The following is an 18,793-nucleotide window of genomic DNA, read 5'->3' on the forward strand; positions in this document are numbered from 1 at the left end:
TGACTTGTTAGGATCCGCTTTTACCTTGCTTTTTGGTTTTGCATTAATAATGTCAAAGATCTTTTTTTTATTTAGTGGTTAGTTAATAGTTTTAGTCAATGCCTGACTCCACTCTTAACCTCCCTCCTTGCTTTGTCTTTCTTGTCTTAGCGCCTCTTTCGGCGACCGTCAGATTTTTCAAAAGCGAGTGCAAAGATAAGTGAAGTTTTTTAATCTGCCAAATTTATTTTTCAAGTTTTTTTAGTGTCGCTTCCGACTCTCAAAATTAACTATCAAATATTGTCAGTATTTCAGCTTATCTGCCCCCGAAACCCGTTGGTCTCTCTCGCAAAGCGGGTGCAAAGATAACAGATATTATTTCGTTTCTCCAAACCCTTTTGCAATCTTTTTTGAGCTTTTTGTTTAAGTCGCTTATTTTCAGGTACAGTTTTTGAACATTTAAAAAAGCAACAAAGAATAACTTTAGAGAAATTAGACCGCAAAGTCAAACTAATCCATTTTTATTTAATTATTACCTTTGAAGAAACGAACCAAAAAGAAAAACCGTATGAAAAACGCTTTTAAGTATTTATTTTTACTTGGTACTACTCTTTTATCAATTTCATTACTGGCTGCCTGCTCAGAAGATGAGGAACTTGTTAAAAACAAAGAAAAACCAGACGAGGAAGAAGAAGATGAAGTGACGATTGACAATGAAACCCTATTGGTAAACAGCTTTGTTGAAGATACCATGTCAATATACTATTTTTGGAATGAAGAGATGCCGGAACTTGGACCAAAAGAGATTGAAGACTCAGAATTGTATTTTGACAGCCTGCTGAAAAAGCCAGATGACAGATGGTCGTTTATAACGGACGACTATGGTGCCTTAATCAACTACTTTGCCGGAGTTCAAAAAAGCACAGGGTATTCTCTAATGCCGATATACCTCAATTCAACAAGCAATCAGGTAATTGCCTTTATTGAATATGTACATAGAGATACTCCTGCTGAAGAGGCTGGATTGAAAAGGGGGGATATGATATACAAGATTGATGGAGAAATAATCGACGACCAAAATTTTTCCGATTTACTTAGCAGGGATATATTTGAAGCTACTCTCGGTGAGTTTAACGCCAATAATGAGATTATTGAAGTTTCCAAAGTAAATATTGAGGCTATTGAAACGAACCTCCATCCCGTAATTGAGTCAACAGTTATTGATACGTTGGGTCATAAAATTGGATATCTTGCTTATTCCTCTTTTGTCGCTAATTATGACACGGCTCTTGTAAGTGCTTTTTCTGAGTTTAAAACCGCAGGCGTAACTGATCTGGTATTTGATCTGCGATATAACGGAGGCGGCGCCGTTTCAACAGCCGCATTATTAGGCGACATGATTGTTTCTCCGGGAAATGCAAGAAATACTTTTATTGAAAGGGTTTTCAATAATTTTCTAACCAATGAATTCAAAAGAGACCCAGGTTTTTCTACAGATGATTTAAAAATAAAATTTGAAGAAAACGGTTTCAACCTGGGGCTGGAAAAGTTTTATGTTTTAACTACAGCATCCACAGCATCGGCGAGCGAAATGATTATTTATGGGCTGGAGCCTTACATGGATGTCATTCAAATAGGAACAACAACTCATGGAAAATATTATGCTTCAACTACCTTTTCAGATCAGGCTAACCACAACTGGGCCATCCAACCAATTATTTTAAGATCAATCAATGCTACAAATAGCATTAATTACAGCGAGGGCCTTAGCCCTGATATTGAATTAGATGATTATTTTTACCTCTTTCCCTATGAATTGGGAGATCCAAAAGAACTATTCATGGCAAAAGCTATTTCGGAAATAACCGGAGAACCGTTTATCTATGAAGATGAAATGGGGAGTCTTAAATCAGCTAATGTAAGGTTTGATCAATCCCAAAAGCTAAAACAAAAATTATATCCAAACCGATCAAGAATGTGGGTTAATCCATCTGAAATCATGAATATCCAAGAATAACACCGATATTAATTTACACCTAAGGGCTTAGTCATTTATTGACTTCAGCCCTTAGTTTTTTTAGAAACTTTGAGGCATATATAAAATCATTCAACCTTTCATTGTCGGACTTCAATATATCATCCTTTGTTCCTTCCCAACCTTTCTCTCCCTGGGCAATAAAAACCACTTTTTCACCGATGCCCATCACAGAGTTCATGTCATGAGTATTGACGATCGTAGTCATATTAAACTCTTTAGTAATTTCATAAATCAGATTATCAATCACGATAGAAGTTCGGGGATCAAGCCCGGAGTTAGGCTCATCACAAAAAAGGTATTTTGGGTTTAAAGATATAGCCCTGGCAATTGCCACCCGCTTTTGCATCCCCCCGCTTAATTCTGAAGGGAACAAATTATTGACGTTTTCCAGGTGAACCCGTTGAAGACAAAAATTTGCACGATCCCTTCTATCTGAGAAAGACATATCAGAAAAAACATCTAAGGGAAACCTTACATTTTCTTCAACAGTCTTTGAATCAAACAGTGCAGATCCCTGAAAAAGCATCCCCATTTCCTTACGAATACCTTTTCTGGCTTTATCATGCATCCCGGTAAAGCTTCGATTGTCATAAAAAATTTCGCCCTCATCAACCTGATGAAGCCCGACAATAGATTTTAGCAGCACTGTTTTTCCGGAACCACTTTGCCCAATAATTAAATTAGTTTTTCCTGTCTCAAATGTTGCTGAAACATCTTTCAATACTCTGACCCCTTCAAATGCTTTATAAACTCCGTGTACTTCAATCATGCCAATAAAAGTTGAGTTAGAATAAGATTAAACAATAAAATCTGAATACTGCTCACAACAACAGCTCTTGTACTGGAACGCCCTACTTCGAGTGCTCCTCCTGAGGTGTAGTACCCCCAATATCCGGAAATAGAAGCTATCAAAAATCCAAAAACCAGGGATTTGATCAAAGAATACAAAACATAAAATGGAATAAAAGCATATTGTATACCGTAAATAAACTCGGCAGAAGGAACCACACCGGTGGTAACACAGGCCATCCAACCGCCAAAAATACCAATCCCCATACTGATCATAACCAAAAAAGGATTGATAAACACCATGGCAACAACTTTAGGAAGCACCAGATATCCTGCAGAATTGATCCCCATTACATCCAAAGCATCTATTTGTTCGGTAACACGCATGGTACCTATCTCGGAGGCAATGTGTGATCCCACTTTCCCGGCCAAAATCAATGACACAATGGTGGATGAAAACTCCAGCAAAATAGTATCCCGGGCAGCTAAACCTACGGTATACCTGGGAATTATGGGTAATTCAATATTGTATGCAGTTTGCAAAGTAATAACAGCACCAATAAACACAGATATTATACCAACAATCCCCAATGATCCAACTCCAAGGTCATCGATTTCATCGATAATTTGTCGAAAAAAAATCCGATGTTTGACGGGGCGTCCAAATACTCTTTTCAGGAAAAGAAAATAACGACCAGTATGAAACAAAAATCTCATTATCCAATTTTTTCTTAAAATTGTGACTAATTTAGTGCAATTAAACCGGAATGAGGCAAAAGAAACAACCATTTTCCGCTAACCATTGTTAATCAAATAATAACAACAAAGAGATAATAACATGAAAAGCAACACATTTTGTGTCATCATGGCCGGAGGTATAGGAAGCCGTTTTTGGCCTTTGAGTAAAACCGATAGTCCAAAACAATTTCTTGATATTCTTGGAACAGGGAAAAGTCTTCTTCGCCAAACATACGAAAGATTTTCTCCATTATGCCCTGATGAAAATGTAATTGTTGTTACCAGCAGCGATTACAAAGAAATGGTACTAGATCAACTACCGGAACTAAAACCCGAACAAGTCTTAACCGAACCTTTCAGGAGAAATACGGCTCCTTGCATTGCTTTTGCAAACAAATGGATTGAAGACCGAAATCCGGACGCGAACATAGTTGTGACACCTGCAGACCACCTTATCATCAATGAGTCTGAATTCCATAAAGCCATTCAACAAGGGTTAGACTTTGTAAATGAAAATGAGGCTTTGTTGACACTTGGCATTAAGCCGCACAGACCTGAGACTGGCTATGGATACATTCAGGCAGGCCAATCAGTAAATGAAGGCAGCCCATTTAATAAGGTAAAAACGTTTACAGAAAAACCAAATGCGGACTTGGCTAAAGTTTTTTATGAGAGTGGCGAGTTTTATTGGAATTCAGGAATCTTTATCTGGTCATTAAAGTCAATTAACAATGCATTTGACGTACATCTTAAAGAAGTAAAACAGCTGTTTGACCCAATTTCAACAGCCCCTGATACAGATGATGCTCAAATTAGTGATGTATACGCCGAATGCAAAAATATTTCCATCGATTACGGTGTAATGGAAAAAGCAGAAAATGTTTTTGTAGAAACCGTTAATTTTGGATGGTCGGATCTGGGTACATGGTCTTCTCTTTACGAATACTCTGCCCAGGATAAAGCCGGCAATGCTGTAATTAATGGTAAAACATTGCTTTATGATACTGACGGTTCTATTGTGAATGTTCCGGAGGACAAAGTGGCGGTGGTTCAGGGACTGACCGATTACATTGTAGTCGATTCGGGTGATGCTCTATTGATCTGTCCTAAACAAAATGAGCAACAAATTCGTCAATTCACCACAGATATCAAAACCGAATTTGGCAAAGAATAATATTCTGATTATTCACACAATAGATCGTTAGATTTATAGATATTAGATGTAAGATCATTCGTATCATGCTGAAATTCTTTACATTACCAGGAAAGAGGATGTTCTTGTAATCAATTGATTACAAATCTATTGTAAAATTTCAACGGAGTATTGTCACAAAAACTCTACAATAAAAAAACCCCGGCAAGAAAGCCGGGGTTTTTTTATTATGATGAGATAACATCTTTTATATCATTACCTAGAACTTCCAAAGGTCATGTTCCCATTGGAAAATTTCCTGTTCAATTCTTTTAGACTCCAAAATAGCTTCTTTGCCTACAGTGTAGTCTTCAATAGTTCGATTATCAAAGACATTGGCTTCTTTTACAATGTAACTTCCGAAATATCTTTTGATAAAAATATCATCAAAGCTTCTTCTTTGAGAGTCGTTCATTGGGTTAAACACCTCATGCTGAGCAAAAAGGTCTCTAACTTCAGGGAAATAGACCCAAAACGCTTGTCTCTTAACAACTCCACCATCTCCGGCGCCTTCAACGTTCTCCATTCCTTCTTCAACATACTCTCTAATAGGACATAACCCAACAATTCGAACATCCAATCGTGAATAGTTCCGGTCAAAGTACCAAATCTCTTTAACCATTACCTGTTTAACCTGGAGAGTCTGAGCTCCTTTTACAACTTCCTGTTCGATTGGGGGGCCATCTTCCTGTTCAATCAGAACAGTTTCAGTACCGGCTCCCATAGTTTCCAGAACATCATCCTCTGACTCTAAAGGAATTTTAAATTCGTCATCAGATAGAGCTGAATAAGCAGTAACATCTCCTAAAACGCCATCGCCTTGTTTTCCAAGAACCCCTTTAAGTATAAGATCAATTAAACTGTAACGATCATCCATCGGAGTAGTCGGATAATAAAGAGGGAGATTCATTTTTTCTCTTAAGTCGATAACCCGCCAGACCTTTTTTGCCCATAAGACATCGGCTTCCCTAATACTGGGATAAGGCACAGGTTCGCGATTCACAACATGTTTCTTTTCAAACAAGCCATCAATAGGGAGATTGTCGGAATTGGTCTCCTGCGCAACTGAATCAAAGGCTCCTGCCCCTAAAACAGAAATCAAAAAAAGAATAAGAAGTTGTTTTCTCATCGTAAGATATTTTTCAATTCAAAATTTTAATTCAATGTAAAGCTGATCGATCCCAAATCCCGGGTAGATCCATCAGGCCCTTTAGCCATTATGTTGTTGATCATGACAGCACTTCCAACACCGGAATTACGGATCAGTTCTTTTTGTTCCGTTGTAATTACTGCACTTTCACTGCTGACTGATTGCAAATAACCACTTTTTATGGTAGAGACCGTAAAACTTACGACCCTAAAAGTAAGGTCAAAATCGAAATTATCCATTTTGGCAATTACCGCCCTCTGGGCAAGCAACAAATTCTTGTTTATTGAACCACCGCGCATGCCTGCAACTGTTGCAACCGGGTCAGGCACGCGTTTCACGCGAAATTTCTGACTTCCAAGGCTTTGGCTCTGATCATTGATATTGGCCCTAACCGAAATAACAGCCTCACGTCCAATGGCATTAGAGTTCGGCATTACAGCGTATTGATTACTTCCTTTTTTGGTCATCCGGGCATTTGTAATTCTAACATCAAGATCTTCACTTGGTACTCCCGGAACAGATACTTCAACCGGATTCTCAACACCAACATAAAATACATTCATTTTGGTGGGAGAAATAACTACACTTGGCTGCGATACAAGAAATTCTCCTGAAACATCTCTCCGTTTGTAGGTCCCATCTGGTCCCATCACAGCTATTTCACCACTCCACTCCTTTTCGCCAGTGCTGTTTGCAGGAATCCTCAAAATTCCGCGACCGTTTTCAATAGGCAATTCTTTCCCATTTACTGTAACAACGGGAGGCTGAGTAGTATCCCTTGCAGCCAACATTATTTCTGCATAATACTCATCTCCTCTAATCACATATTCTGATCTTGGAATAACTATTGCTTCAATTTTATTAAAAACAAAAGCTCCTTCATCAATTTTACCATAAAGATATCGTACAACATCCGATTCCACATTTCGAACTTCACTTTGAAGCTGACTCATTAACGCCAATGAAGCAGAAACAGGAAGATGCTCGAATTTCTCACTCTCCCAACTTTTTTCAACACCCTCTTCCGCTGGTGGATCCTTCGGGGTCAATGTGCTGTTAATAGCATCCATCAAAGTTGTATCTTCCTCAGCCACCATGGACAATAAGGTATCACGGTAATGTTTCAAATGATTCTTCAATTCCTCGCTTCGGGCTCCACCTTTCTCAGTAATCATTTTCTGTGCTGCAATATCCTGGTTATCTATACCACTGTAATTATCGGGCGTGGCTTCGGGATTATCAACGGCACGAACAATTAAATACTTTATATCTTCAATGTGCTTTACCAGACTATCTGCTTCTTGCTGCACAGTCATGGCATCTAAATATTTTTCCTCAACCTTATCCTCATTAAACTCATATGCACTTCGGAATTCACTGTAAAGCATATCTGTTTTTTGCTCCATCGTTTCGATGGTCTTTTGGATACTCTCATCCACTAATTGAAAAGCCTTCAGCAATTCTCCGGAAACATTGAGAGCTAACATCGCCGTGAGAAAAAGATACATCATTCCGATCATCTTTTGCCTTGGCGTTTCAGGACAGTTTCCACCACTCATATCAAAAAAATTTGTTTAAGGTTATTACTTCCCGTGGTTTACGACTTACTGCTCCCCATGTTCATTGCACTGAGCATGTTTCCATATATTGTATTCAACTCGCCTATGGTCTGATTAAGCTTTCCTACTTCTTCTTTATAGGCCTTAGCATCATCAACGGACTTACCAAGTTCCTCATGAATGGCATTTAACTGTCCAGTAACATTTTTGGACGCTTCCATTTGAGCCGAGAAACTTTTCAGCTGCATTTCATAAACTGAATTTATGGCCGACAACTGCTTATTAGCTTCACCTAAATTTTGGTTATAATTTTCAGAATGACTGGCCAATTGATCTGCATTGCCTGCCATCAACTGACTCAGACTTTTATATGAGTTGGCTAATTCCTGTCCTGAGTTTTGAATATCTTTGGAAATACTACTGCCGGCATTCACCATATTTTCAGCGAGTTTAGCACCTCCTTCTGATACTTTTTGAGCAGTCTCTTTATAGCTATTGCTCAATGCCTCAACCTCCTGAACACTTTTGCTTTGAGAATTTGATAGCTTGTTTACCGATTCAGAGGCCATCTTCATACTTTGAAGATAACTTTCGGTGGCAAAGGAAGCATCACTTAAATCAGAAAGTTGGCCGGTTGTAGCGGTAAGTTTCTTAATCCCCTGGCTCAACTTCTCCACAACCTCTGGTTCGAGTGTTCCGCTTTCAATTAATGCAGCCAGATCGCTTCCACCACCAGTACCACCGCCACCCTGGTGACGACCTTCTTCCTTTGGATCAAGACCTACCAACTCCGGATACACTAAACTCCAGTCAGGCATTTCATGCGGAGGCTCAAAAGCAGAGAGAGCAAAAATAACAATCTCCGTTCCCATACCAATCAACAACATAAGTCCAGCCCCGGGATAGTGTTGTATTTTAAACAAGGCCCCAGCAAGCACCAATGCGGCACCAAAACCGTAAACCTTACCCATCACCTTCTTATAGGCCGGGCTCTGAACAAATTCCGAAAGACCCATAATCTTAACTTTTTTCTTTTCCTGTCCTTAAAAACTAACTTCCAATAAAATCTCTCACACAACGAAATCCGATGTAAGACTTGGATGAATCCTGATACTCATAAGTACGAATGCCATTCTGCAAAAAGTATCCAATATCCTTCCAGGAGCCTCCACGAATCACCTTTCTCTTCATTACTTCAGGATCATCAGGCCGAGCATTGTATTTATATGTTGGGCTCATATCGTGCATAAAACCATAAGATGATTCATCGTAAGCACTTGAAGTCCATTCTGCAACATTTCCTGACATATCGAATAATCCGAAATCATTAGGAGCATAATTTGCTACAGAAATGGTATACATTCCACCATCGTCGCCATAACGACCACGCAATGGTTTAAAGTTTGCTAAGAAACAGCCCTGATTGTTCCTGGTATAATAACCTCCCCAAGGATATTTATTCTGATCTAATCCTCCACGGGCAGCATACTCCCATTCAGCTTCACTTGGCAAGCGGTAATTCATAACAACAGGCTCTCCCTTGCTCGCCAGATAATTGTTCAAGAGCTGAGTACGCCAAATTGCAAATGCTGAAGCTTGTTTCCAGGTGACACCGACTACAGGATATTCATCAAATCCGGGATGCCAGAAATACTTTTCTGTAAGAGGCTCATTAAAAGAGTAAGTAAAATCAGAAATCCAGCAAAGTGTATCGGGATAAACCAATACCTGGTCACTCATAATAAACGCTGAGCGGTCGGTAATTTCTCTTTCCTCTCCGTACTGATCGTATGCAATACCTTCGTATTCCTTTGTTTCGTAGTTGTACCGATTGGTTTTTTTGGCAGCTTGCTGCAAGTCAACCCATTGGTAATCATAGACCAATTTTCTTGTATCAACCTCTTTTCGTCTGAAGAACCGCTCATTTTCGGGGAGGAACATTTCTTCCAAAATAGCTGAGTACTCTTCATCGTCCCATTCAATTGGGACACTCCAGTCGAGATAAGGAGGATCAATCGGATTTCCAAACTGATCTTCAGCAATAACAAATTCTTCAAATTGTTCTCCAAGTAGTCTGCGGGCAATAGAATCACGTACCCAGTATACAAACTGACGATACTCAGAGTTTGTAATTTCAGTTTCATCCATCCAGAAGGAAGGCACTGAAATAGTCCTCTTTTGAGAATTCATTGTGTAAGCAATGTCTTCATCAGCAGGGCCCATATTAAAACTTCCTTGTGGAATAAAAATCATTCCGTAAGGATCCGGTTCATAAAAGGCTGCTTTTCGAGACACACCGACCAGTTCTCCACCGCCGGATTTGCCGCATCCGCTTAAAATTGTGACTACGATGACACTCAGGGCAAGTACTTTCTTCATAGTATTTCGGATAATCTATTATGTTCGTATTTATTTACAAAAACCTGACACTTTTATATCGTTTCTTCTGCTTGTCAATATTCAAATCAAACGAATAACCTATCACAATCTCGTGCGAGCCGTTTGTTTGGGCATTTGACAACTGAGAAGTTGTTATATCATAACTATAACCTGCTCTAATTCCATTCCTTAATTTTAAGCCAGCCAATACAACAATTGCATCCTGATACCTGTATGTTAATCCGGCCCAATATTTATCTCTGAACAGAAAGTTGGTATTTAAATCAACCTGCCAACTTCCTCCTCCCTGCCTAATATAGATGGAAGGCTCAATATCAAAGATTCTTTCTTCCATATCAAATGTGTAACCAGCCGCTAGGAATAAGGAACGGTGCACATATACGTAAAAATCTTCTTTAAAGTTTGGTTCCGGAGCAAATAAATGCTGAACACCCACTCCTGCATACCATTCGTGGCTTTGAAAAAACGCTCCAACGCCAAAATCAGGCGTAAAACCACTCAATTTTTCTGTTGGCACCGATGGATCATTTTGTTGATGATAATCACTTTCCGGAATAAACATTCCTGAACCATCAAAACTCTGACTTATGATTCCGGTTGAGATTCCTAGTCCTAACTCTCCACCGGGAAACAAAAATCGTCTGGCCAGGGAAGCTCTTATCGTGAGGTTATTGAATGCTCCAATTTCGTCGTTCATAACCTCCAAACCAACACCTGCTCTTTTCCCAAAAACATTAATTGCTGCATCAGCTCCGGCAACCGTTGTAACCGGGGCTCCTTCATATCCAACCCACTGATTTCTGTTCATCAGAACAACATTCATCCGGCCGCTGCTTCCTGCATATCCCGGATTCCCATTAAGAGGATTAAACATATTCTGGCTGAACATTGGATCAAACTGTCCATAAAGACCAGAAGAAATGCAAAATAAAAGAAAAAAAACAAAACTCCTACTTTTTATTTTGTTAAAAATAGGTGAAATGCTATTGGTTCCCTCAACTTGCAAAACCTTTATCATTTTCTCAAACAGACCCTTGCAACAACAATAAGAACGTATATATTTCACGCAAAAAGCTAAATCCATATACTAATTTTGACAGGTAAAGGTTTCGTTTTTTATTCAGAAACTCCTAATTATCGCTTATTCAAGTCTACACTCTCATTGGTTTTCAAGAAGTAACGCCACCAAACCTCAGGTAACTCTTTTTCAAGCGCCAACCGATAATCATCAGAATGACATGCTACTATCTTTTCGCAAGATGAATCTGGCACTTTAATCCACCACCGTTCATTTTCTGAATTATAATAAAAACTTAAATTTTCATCAAATTCCTCGAAATAAACAACCTTCAGTTCATAATCCTCTAACGGTCGGAATGGAAAATCCCGCCATCTGGCTCCATAACCTTCAAGAAAATGCCAAAGCATTTGCGCTCCGAGAGGCCCGGAATGCGAATTTCCATCTCCTCTTGCAAGGGAAGTGAGGTTAAATAAAGCTGCTAACTTTAAGTTATCACTAGCTCCTGCATACCAAAAAATCCGGCAGGCTTCTTCATGCGAAAACCCATTGGGCATTAACATTCCTTCTACTGGGCCGGGCTCCCCCTTTACTGATGTCATATCAAAGCTCATTACAGTGGAATCTCTCAATACCACTTCGCATTGATCAATCTTTTCACCTCTAAGTTGTCTGAGCCTGTATACAGGGAAATAATGATTCCTCAAATATTCTTCCTGCTCCTTTGAGCAGTAATACAATTGATTCCCAAGAAAACTAATTTCCTCCAGACTTTCACCTAAATCCTCAACAAGTTTTGGTATGAATGAGGAAGCGGAAAAATCCTGGCTCAACACATCTACATCTAAAAACGTGTCGAATACAGCGATATTATATTTTCCCGGATAATTACTTACAAATCTACTGGCAGGCAGGCTTAAATCCTGCGAACCACCTATCAATAATACCTGAATATTTTCACGAACAAGGGCTGAAACCACATCCCCTAATGCCTGATAACGATCATTCAAAGTATTTCCGAGTACATCACCCAAATCAGCTATTCTGACATCTGATGATACATTTCGCATCCCATAAAGCCATCGTCTCACCTCAGAAGGGACATTTTCAGAATCTTTAAAATCACTGTTGCGACCTTCAGGAACTCCTAAAATAGCAACATCTATCTTTGCCCGTTGAAACCACCCCTCGGTTCCATCGAAAAAATCGACTTCTCCTCCAAGGGATTGTTGATTGGGAATCCCCGGATAAGCTATCCAGTTTTTCTTAGGAGGCTGAAGGTAATGAAATAATTCCACAACGAAATTTTAAAAATTAGAAAGCATAAATTATTTGCTTTTAGATGTTGATTTTGCTTCTGGTTTCTTTTTAGTTTTTGTGCCGGACTTGGTTGTCGATTTGGTGGAAGCTGCCTTCTTTTTCCCTTTTGTACTCTTGGTTTTTTTGGTTTTATCTCCTTCTTCAACCAGCTTGAGACACTCATCGTAACTTAAACTGGCAGCTTCTTTGTCTTTTGGAATCTTGTAATTCTTCTTTTTATAACTAATGTAAGGCCCCCATCGTCCATTAAGTACCTGAAGATCCTTGTCCTCTTCAAACGTTTTAATAGTCTTTTTATTATCACGTTCACGCTTCTCTTCAATCAGCTCTATTGCCCTCGGCAAATCAATGGTCATCGGATCATCAATACCCTTTTTCAAGGAGGCAAATTTCCCATCATGTCTTACATAAGGGCCAAAACGACCAATACCAACTACCACTTTTTTGTCTTCATAAGTTCCAAGATCCCGTGGCAAATCAAACAGCTTAAGTGCTTCCTCAAAAGTTATGGTCTCCAGATGCTGTTCTCTGGTCAAAGGAGCATATCTGGGTTTTTCCTCATCTTCAGAGCTCCCTAACTGAGCCATTGGCCCAAATCGACCAATTCGCACACTTACCGGCTTGCCGGTTTTAGGATCATTCCCCAATATACGTTCGCCGGTTTTTCTTTCCGATTTCTCCAAAGTTTCCTCCACCTGATGGTGAAATGGCTTATAAAAATCGTCAATCGCTTTTTGCCACTCTACTTTCCCCAATGCTATTTCGTCAAACTCCTGCTCCACCTTCGCAGTAAAGTCATAGCTGACCACATTGGGGAAATAATTAACTAAAAAGTCATTAACAACCATGGCAATATCTGTGGGGAACAACTTATTTCTTTCGGCATTGGCCATTTCAGTTTTTTCCTCCTGCTTCACGGTCCCGTTTTCCAACCATAGATATTGATATGGGCGCGGACTTCCCTGACGATCCTCTTTCACCACGTAGCCTCTTTGCTGAATAGTGCTGATTGTAGGAGCATAGGTTGAGGGACGTCCAATACCTAATTCTTCCAGTTTTCGAACCAGGCTCGCCTCTGAATACCTGTATGGCTTTTGTGAAAATCTCTGTCGGGCTTCAAGTTTTTTCAGATCCAGCAAGTCATTTTGCTGCATAGGAGGCAGAAATGAGGCTGACTCCTCATCCTCTTCCTGATCGGTAGATTCAATATAAACCCTCAAAAATCCATCAAACTTAACTACCTCTCCGGAAGCTACGAAGTGATGCTTTTGTCCGTCCACATCAATATTGATAGTAGTCTTCTCTATAACAGCATCACTCATTTGAGATGCCATGGTACGTTTGTATATAAGATCGTACAGCTTTTTCTCTGTTGCAGTTCCTCCCACAGAGTCTATTTCGGGATAGGTAGGCCGGATGGCTTCGTGAGCTTCCTGGGCACCTTTTGATTTGGTTTTGTACTGCCTTACTTTTACATATTTATCACCCATTTCGGATTTAATGGAGGAGACTACTGCGTTGACTGCTGACTTAGCCAGATTGACCGAGTCCGTTCTCATGTAGGTAATCTTACCTGCTTCGTAAAGTTTCTGAGCCACCGACATGGTTTGTCCTACGCTAAACCCAAGTTTACGGGCTGCTTCCTGCTGTAAAGTAGAAGTAGTAAATGGCGCGGCGGGTGTTTTGGTTGATGGCTTTTTTGTAACAGAAGCCACTTTAAAGTTGGCATCCGAGCAAGATTCAAGAAAAGCGTGAGCTTCTTCTGCAGTTTTAAACCGATGATTGAGATCAGCTTTGAATTCATTCTTTTTTCCCTTTTCTTCAACAGAAAAAATGGCAGATACCCGAAAAGCTGACTCCGCCTTGAAATCAAATATCTCCCGCTCCCGTTCAACCAATAAACGCACTGCAACAGACTGAACCCGACCTGCAGATAGTGAAGGTTTTACTTTTTTCCAGAGAACCGGAGAAAGCTCGAAACCCACCAGACGATCCAATACACGACGGGCCTGCTGAGCATTTACAAGGTTGCTGTCTATATCACGAGGAGTTTCAATAGCTCGAAGAATAGCATCTTTGGTAATTTCATGAAAAACAATCCTCTTAGTCTTATCTGAATGAAGCTCAAGCGTCTCGCTCAGGTGCCAGGCGATGGCCTCTCCTTCACGGTCTTCATCGGAAGCCAGCCATACAGTTTGCGCATTTTTTGAAAGAGATTTCAACTCATTTACCACCTCCTTTTTATCATCGGAAACTACATATTGTGGCTGATAGTTATGCGCTAAATCGATTCCAAAATCCTTCTTTGCCAAATCACGAATGTGACCAAAGCTGGACTTGACCAAATAGTTCTTTCCCAGAAATTTTTCGATCGTTTTGGCCTTTGCGGGGGACTCCACAATAACCAGATTCTCTTCTGTTGCCTTCTCTTTTTTCGCCATCTTCTAAATTTTGATATTAACCCGGAGGCTCTTTCTTATTTGGGGCCAAATTTATAAAATATTGTTAACAGCAATCAAATATATTCTTTTCTCGTCGTTTATAAATTTGTATAAACAACCATTCAGCTTAATGAAAACATATATTTGAGAATAATTTGAATCATCAGTAATTCATGGTTTTTTTTGTAATTTTAGCCCCTCTTAAACTGGTTCACTTTTTGTGGTAAAATGCAGAACAAAGGAGTCAGGTTTTCGTTTAAAGCTTTGCTAAACTTTTAATTAAAGACGTCCGATGGAACAATCTCGTTTGAAAAAATACTTACGCTGGCTTTACGGCCTGTTCATTGCTTTATTGTTTTTTTCAATTCTCTTGTTTTTCCTCATTTCTAAGGGCACATTGGGATTTATGCCCAGCTTCGAGGAATTGGAAAACCCCAAAAGCAATCTAGCGACCATCCTTTACTCATCAAACAGTGAAACTCTTGGCAAATTCTTCCACGAAAACCGGACCAATGTTGAATACGATGAATTGAACCAACATGTCATTGATGCTTTAATTTCAACAGAAGATGTTAGATTTTACAAGCATTCGGGAATTGATGCGCGGGGACTTGCCAGGGTACTTTTCAGGACCATTATCATGGGAGAAGAGAGTTCCGGTGGTGGAAGTACCATAACTCAGCAATTGGCAAAGCTTCTATTTCATGATCCGGCTCAGAACCTTTGGGAAAGAAGTCTGCAAAAACTTAAAGAATGGGTGATTGCTGTTAAGCTTGAACGCAGTTATACCAAACAGGAAATTCTGACCATGTACCTAAATAAAGCCCCTTTCATTTATGGCGCTTATGGCATTGAATCTGCTTCCCATACATTCTTCAGCAAGCCCCTTGATTCTATTCATATTGAAGAAGCTGCCACCATGATAGGCATGCTCAAAAACCCGTCTCTGTTTAATCCAATACGGCGACCTGACCTCACACAGGCCAGACGAAATGTAGTTTTAAATCAGATGCAAAAGGCCGGGCACATTAATTCTGAAGAATACGACAGCTTAAAAATTCTGCCTCTTGATATCCGTTTTCAAAGAGACGACCACATTCATGGTTTGGCCCCTTATTTCCGGGAGTACATAAGGTTAACACTTACTGCCGACAAACCCGAAAGAGAAGATTATGCCTCATGGCAAGAGCAAACGTTTCTTGAAGATAGTATTGCCTGGATTAATGATCCGCTTTTTGGGTGGGTAAACAAGACCCTCAAGGCTGATGGGACCAAATATGATATATACAGTGATGGCTTAAGAATTTTCAGCACCATCGACAGCCGCATGCAGCAGTATGCCGAGAAGGCAATGGCCGAACACCTGGGGGAAGATTTGCAACCACTGTTTTTCAACGAAAAGGAAGGGCGAACCAGAGCACCATTTACAAGAAATATCACCGAAGAACAGTACGAAAGTATCATTTCCAGGGCCATGCGCAATTCAGACCGTTACCGACACCTCAGGAGCGAAGGCATGGAGAAGGATTCTATTATGGCCAATTTTGAGAAGCCGGTGGAAATGGAAGTTTTCAGTTGGCAGGGAAATATTGATACCATCATGAGCCCGTTGGACTCTATCCATTACTACAAGTCATTCCTGCGTGCCAGCATGCTTTCCATGGATCCGCACTCAGGGCATGTAAGGGCATACGTTGGCGGCCCCAACTATCAACATTTTAAATATGACATGGTATCCATGGGTAAACGGCAGGTGGGCTCCACAATCAAGCCATTTGTATACACTCTGGCGATGCAGGAAGGGTTGACGCCATGCGACATGGTACCAAACATACCTCAAACATTCAATCTGATAACCGGAAAAACCTGGACACCCAGAAATTCAGGCTCAAAAAGAGCAGGAGAAATGGTTTCTTTAAAATGGGGGCTGGCCAATTCCAACAACAATATTACCGCTTGGGTACTTAAGCAATTCAATCCAGAAGCAGTCGTTAACCTTATTCAGGATATGGGAATCAAAAGCCCGATGGATCCGGTTCCTTCGATTGTATTGGGAGTTCCCGAATTCGGCCTGGACGAAATGGTTTCAGCATACTGTACGTATGCCAATAAAGGAGTACATGTTGAGCCATTGATGGTAACCCGTATAGAAGACAGATACGGAAATGTGATATCTAATTTCAACCCGAGAAAAAAAGAGGTCTTGAGCGAAGAAACGGCATTCTTAATGCTCAACCTGCTTGAAGGGGTTGTCAATCAGGGAACAGGAATCAGACTAAGATACAGATATCAATTTGACGCACAAATTGGAGCCAAAACCGGAACAACACAGAATCACTCCGACGGGTGGTTCATGGGGGTAACTCCCAACCTGGTTTCGGGTGTTTGGGTTGGTGGCGAAGACAGAGACATCCACTTCGACAACATCGGACTTGGTCAGGGTGCCAATATGGCACTTCCCATATGGGCTTTGTACATGCAAAAAATTTATGAAGATGAAGAAATACCGGTCACCCAGGAAGATGAGTTTTACGAGCCGGTAAACTTCAACATAAGCCTGGTTTGTCCCGATGAAGATGTTTCTGCCAGTGAAGATGATTTTGGGGAAAATGGCCATTCAGATACCATTCAAACAGAAGAAGAATTTTTCTAGCACCCAAAAAAGGAGAGCCAAACGCTCTCCTTTTTTGTAATCACTCACCTGACATTCTACCTGATTAACAGATTCATATTCTCATACCCCTTTTAGTTAAGCAAAAAGAAAACGAAATGCCTCCTCTATTTTTGACGCCTGAACAACTTTAATATTGTAATCCTCAAAGTTGATTCCCCGGTTATACCTGGGCACTACGATTGACTTAAACCCTAATTTCTCAGCCTCGCTAACTCGTTGTTCTATTCTGGTCACCGGTCTGATTTCTCCGGAGAGGCCTACTTCCCCGGTCAGACAAACATCTCCCGGAACATTCAAATCGGTATTTGAAGAAAGAATAGCAGCAACCACAGCCAAATCAATAGCGGGATCACTCACTTTAAGTCCTCCGGCAATATTCAGAAAGACATCTTTTGCTGCCAATTTAAATCCTGCCCTTTTTTCCAAAACAGCCAACAACATATTTAATCTCCGCAAATCAAATCCTGTCGAAGAACGCTGAGGCGTTCCGTAAGCCGCTGTACTTGCAAGGGCCTGCACTTCAATCATAAATGGCCGAATTCCCTCCATCGTTGCAGCAATAGCTATCCCGCTCATTTCTTCTTCATGATGCGCCATCAACATTTCAGAAGGATTGCTCACCTCGCGCAATCCATCGCTTTGCATCTCAAAAATGCCGATCTCCGAAGTCGATCCAAAACGGTTTTTTATGGAACGCAAAATACGGTACATGTAATGGCGGTCGCCTTCAAATTGAAGAACCACATCCACAATGTGTTCAAGCACTTTTGGCCCTGCAAGATTACCCTCTTTATTGATATGCCCTATTAACAGAACAGGTATATTCTTCTCTTTAGCCACTTTTAAAACAGCAGCGGTACATTCCCTTATCTGCGAGACACTTCCAGGTGCTGATTCAATCGCTTCCCGCTCCATGGTTTGAATACTGTCAATCACCACAAAACCGGGATTCTCATTTTCAATGTGCACCAAAATCTGTTCCAGCGAAGTTTCCCCAACCAACAAACAGTGTTCGCCATCAAGGTCACTCAACCTATCGGCGCGAAGTTTAATTTGCTGGGGACTCTCCTCTCCTGAAATGTAAAGAATTTTCTGAGAAGTTAATTTCATGGCCATTTGCAGCACCAGGGTAGATTTCCCAATTCCGGGTTCTCCTCCGAGCAAAACCAGGGAACCAGGTACAATACCACCTCCCAAAACCCTGTTGAGCTCTCCTACCCTGGTGTCAATACGGGGAATATCGCTGACTTTCACCGAAGATACTGTCTGAGGCTTTTGTTTCTCGCTTCCAAGAGAAAGTGTTAATCTTTTATCTTTGGTCTTTCCGGTGATAGCTACCTCTTCCACATATGTATTCCACTCCCCGCAGGCATAACACTTACCCACCCACTTGGGAGACTCGGCACCACAATTTTGACATACAAAAACGGTTTTTGTCTTGGCCATGGAATTTTGCTTTAAGAACCTAATCTATTATGATTTTCTTTTCACTAAT

The 18,793-nt window shown here is 40.5% G+C and carries 13 protein-coding genes; 3 read left to right on the forward strand and 10 right to left on the reverse strand.

What is annotated here, in order from left to right; genetic code table 11:
- Window positions 1–547 precede the first annotated feature (547 nt).
- Window positions 548–1,996, forward strand: coding sequence for a S41 family peptidase (locus DDZ16_RS04690; protein WP_109263285.1), 1,449 nt, complete (start codon window positions 548–550; stop codon window positions 1,994–1,996).
- Between the two features lie 31 nt (window positions 1,997–2,027).
- Here DDZ16_RS04690 and DDZ16_RS04695 read toward each other — a convergent pair whose 3' ends face one another.
- Both DDZ16_RS04695 and DDZ16_RS04700 read right to left on the reverse strand, forming a co-directional pair.
- Complete coding sequence (locus DDZ16_RS04695) at window positions 2,028–2,786, reverse strand: ABC transporter ATP-binding protein (protein WP_109263286.1); 759 nt, start codon at window positions 2,784–2,786, stop codon at window positions 2,028–2,030.
- The gene (locus DDZ16_RS04700) at window positions 2,783–3,523 is read right to left on the reverse strand and encodes an MlaE family ABC transporter permease (protein WP_109263287.1); all 741 of its coding nucleotides are present in this window, start codon (window positions 3,521–3,523) and stop codon (window positions 2,783–2,785) included. Before DDZ16_RS04700 ends, DDZ16_RS04695 begins: the two co-directional genes overlap by 4 nt.
- Window positions 3,524–3,644: 121 nt before the next feature.
- Here DDZ16_RS04700 and DDZ16_RS04705 point away from each other — a divergent pair, with 121 nt between their 5' ends.
- The gene (locus DDZ16_RS04705) at window positions 3,645–4,718 is read left to right on the forward strand and encodes a mannose-1-phosphate guanylyltransferase (protein ID WP_109263288.1); all 1,074 of its coding nucleotides are present in this window, start codon (window positions 3,645–3,647) and stop codon (window positions 4,716–4,718) included.
- A 238-nt stretch (window positions 4,719–4,956) separates the two neighbouring features.
- On the opposite strand, the gene porN is transcribed toward DDZ16_RS04705, so the two are convergent.
- The 7 genes from porN to topA are packed head-to-tail and all read right to left on the reverse strand — an operon-like array spanning window position 4,957 to window position 14,624.
- Window positions 4,957–5,865, reverse strand: a complete 909-nt coding sequence (porN, locus tag DDZ16_RS04710) for a type IX secretion system ring subunit PorN/GldN (protein WP_109263289.1) — start codon at window positions 5,863–5,865, stop codon at window positions 4,957–4,959.
- Between the two features lie 26 nt (window positions 5,866–5,891).
- Window positions 5,892–7,445 carry a type IX secretion system motor protein PorM/GldM gene (porM, locus tag DDZ16_RS04715; protein ID WP_109263290.1) on the reverse strand — a complete coding sequence of 518 codons (1,554 nt, stop codon included), beginning with the start codon at window positions 7,443–7,445 and terminating at the stop codon, window positions 5,892–5,894.
- A gap of 38 nt (window positions 7,446–7,483) precedes the next feature.
- Complete coding sequence (gene porL / locus DDZ16_RS04720; RefSeq protein WP_109263291.1) at window positions 7,484–8,461, reverse strand: type IX secretion system motor protein PorL/GldL; 978 nt, start codon at window positions 8,459–8,461, stop codon at window positions 7,484–7,486.
- A 34-nt stretch (window positions 8,462–8,495) separates the two neighbouring features.
- On the reverse strand, window positions 8,496–9,824 hold the full coding sequence (porK, locus tag DDZ16_RS04725) for a T9SS ring complex lipoprotein PorK/GldK (protein WP_109263292.1): 1,329 nt from the start codon (window positions 9,822–9,824) through the stop codon (window positions 8,496–8,498).
- Between the two features lie 34 nt (window positions 9,825–9,858).
- Entirely contained in the window at window positions 9,859–10,929 is a 1,071-nt protein-coding gene (locus tag DDZ16_RS04730) for a PorP/SprF family type IX secretion system membrane protein (protein ID WP_109263293.1), read from the reverse strand.
- 50 nt (window positions 10,930–10,979) lie between these two features.
- Window positions 10,980–12,161: an arginase family protein gene (locus tag DDZ16_RS04735; protein WP_109263294.1), complete on the reverse strand. Its 1,182-nt coding sequence runs from the start codon at window positions 12,159–12,161 to the stop codon at window positions 10,980–10,982.
- Between the two features lie 30 nt (window positions 12,162–12,191).
- A complete protein-coding gene (topA, locus tag DDZ16_RS04740) occupies window positions 12,192–14,624 on the reverse strand; it encodes a type I DNA topoisomerase (RefSeq protein WP_109263295.1) in 2,433 nt (810 codons plus the stop codon).
- Between the two features lie 292 nt (window positions 14,625–14,916).
- Here topA and DDZ16_RS04745 point away from each other — a divergent pair, with 292 nt between their 5' ends.
- Window positions 14,917–17,277 (forward strand): transglycosylase domain-containing protein, encoded by a 2,361-nt coding sequence (locus tag DDZ16_RS04745; RefSeq protein WP_109263296.1) that lies wholly within the window; start codon window positions 14,917–14,919, stop codon window positions 17,275–17,277.
- Window positions 17,278–17,373: 96 nt separating this feature from the next.
- Here the strand turns inward: DDZ16_RS04745 and radA are convergent, their stop codons facing one another.
- On the reverse strand, window positions 17,374–18,744 hold the full coding sequence (gene radA / locus DDZ16_RS04750) for a DNA repair protein RadA (protein WP_109263297.1): 1,371 nt from the start codon (window positions 18,742–18,744) through the stop codon (window positions 17,374–17,376).
- Between the last annotated feature and the right edge of the window lie 49 nt (window positions 18,745–18,793).

It is taken from the genome of Marinilabilia rubra (genome assembly GCF_003121985.1).
Classification (GTDB): Bacteria; Bacteroidota; Bacteroidia; order Bacteroidales; family Marinilabiliaceae; genus Marinilabilia; species Marinilabilia rubra.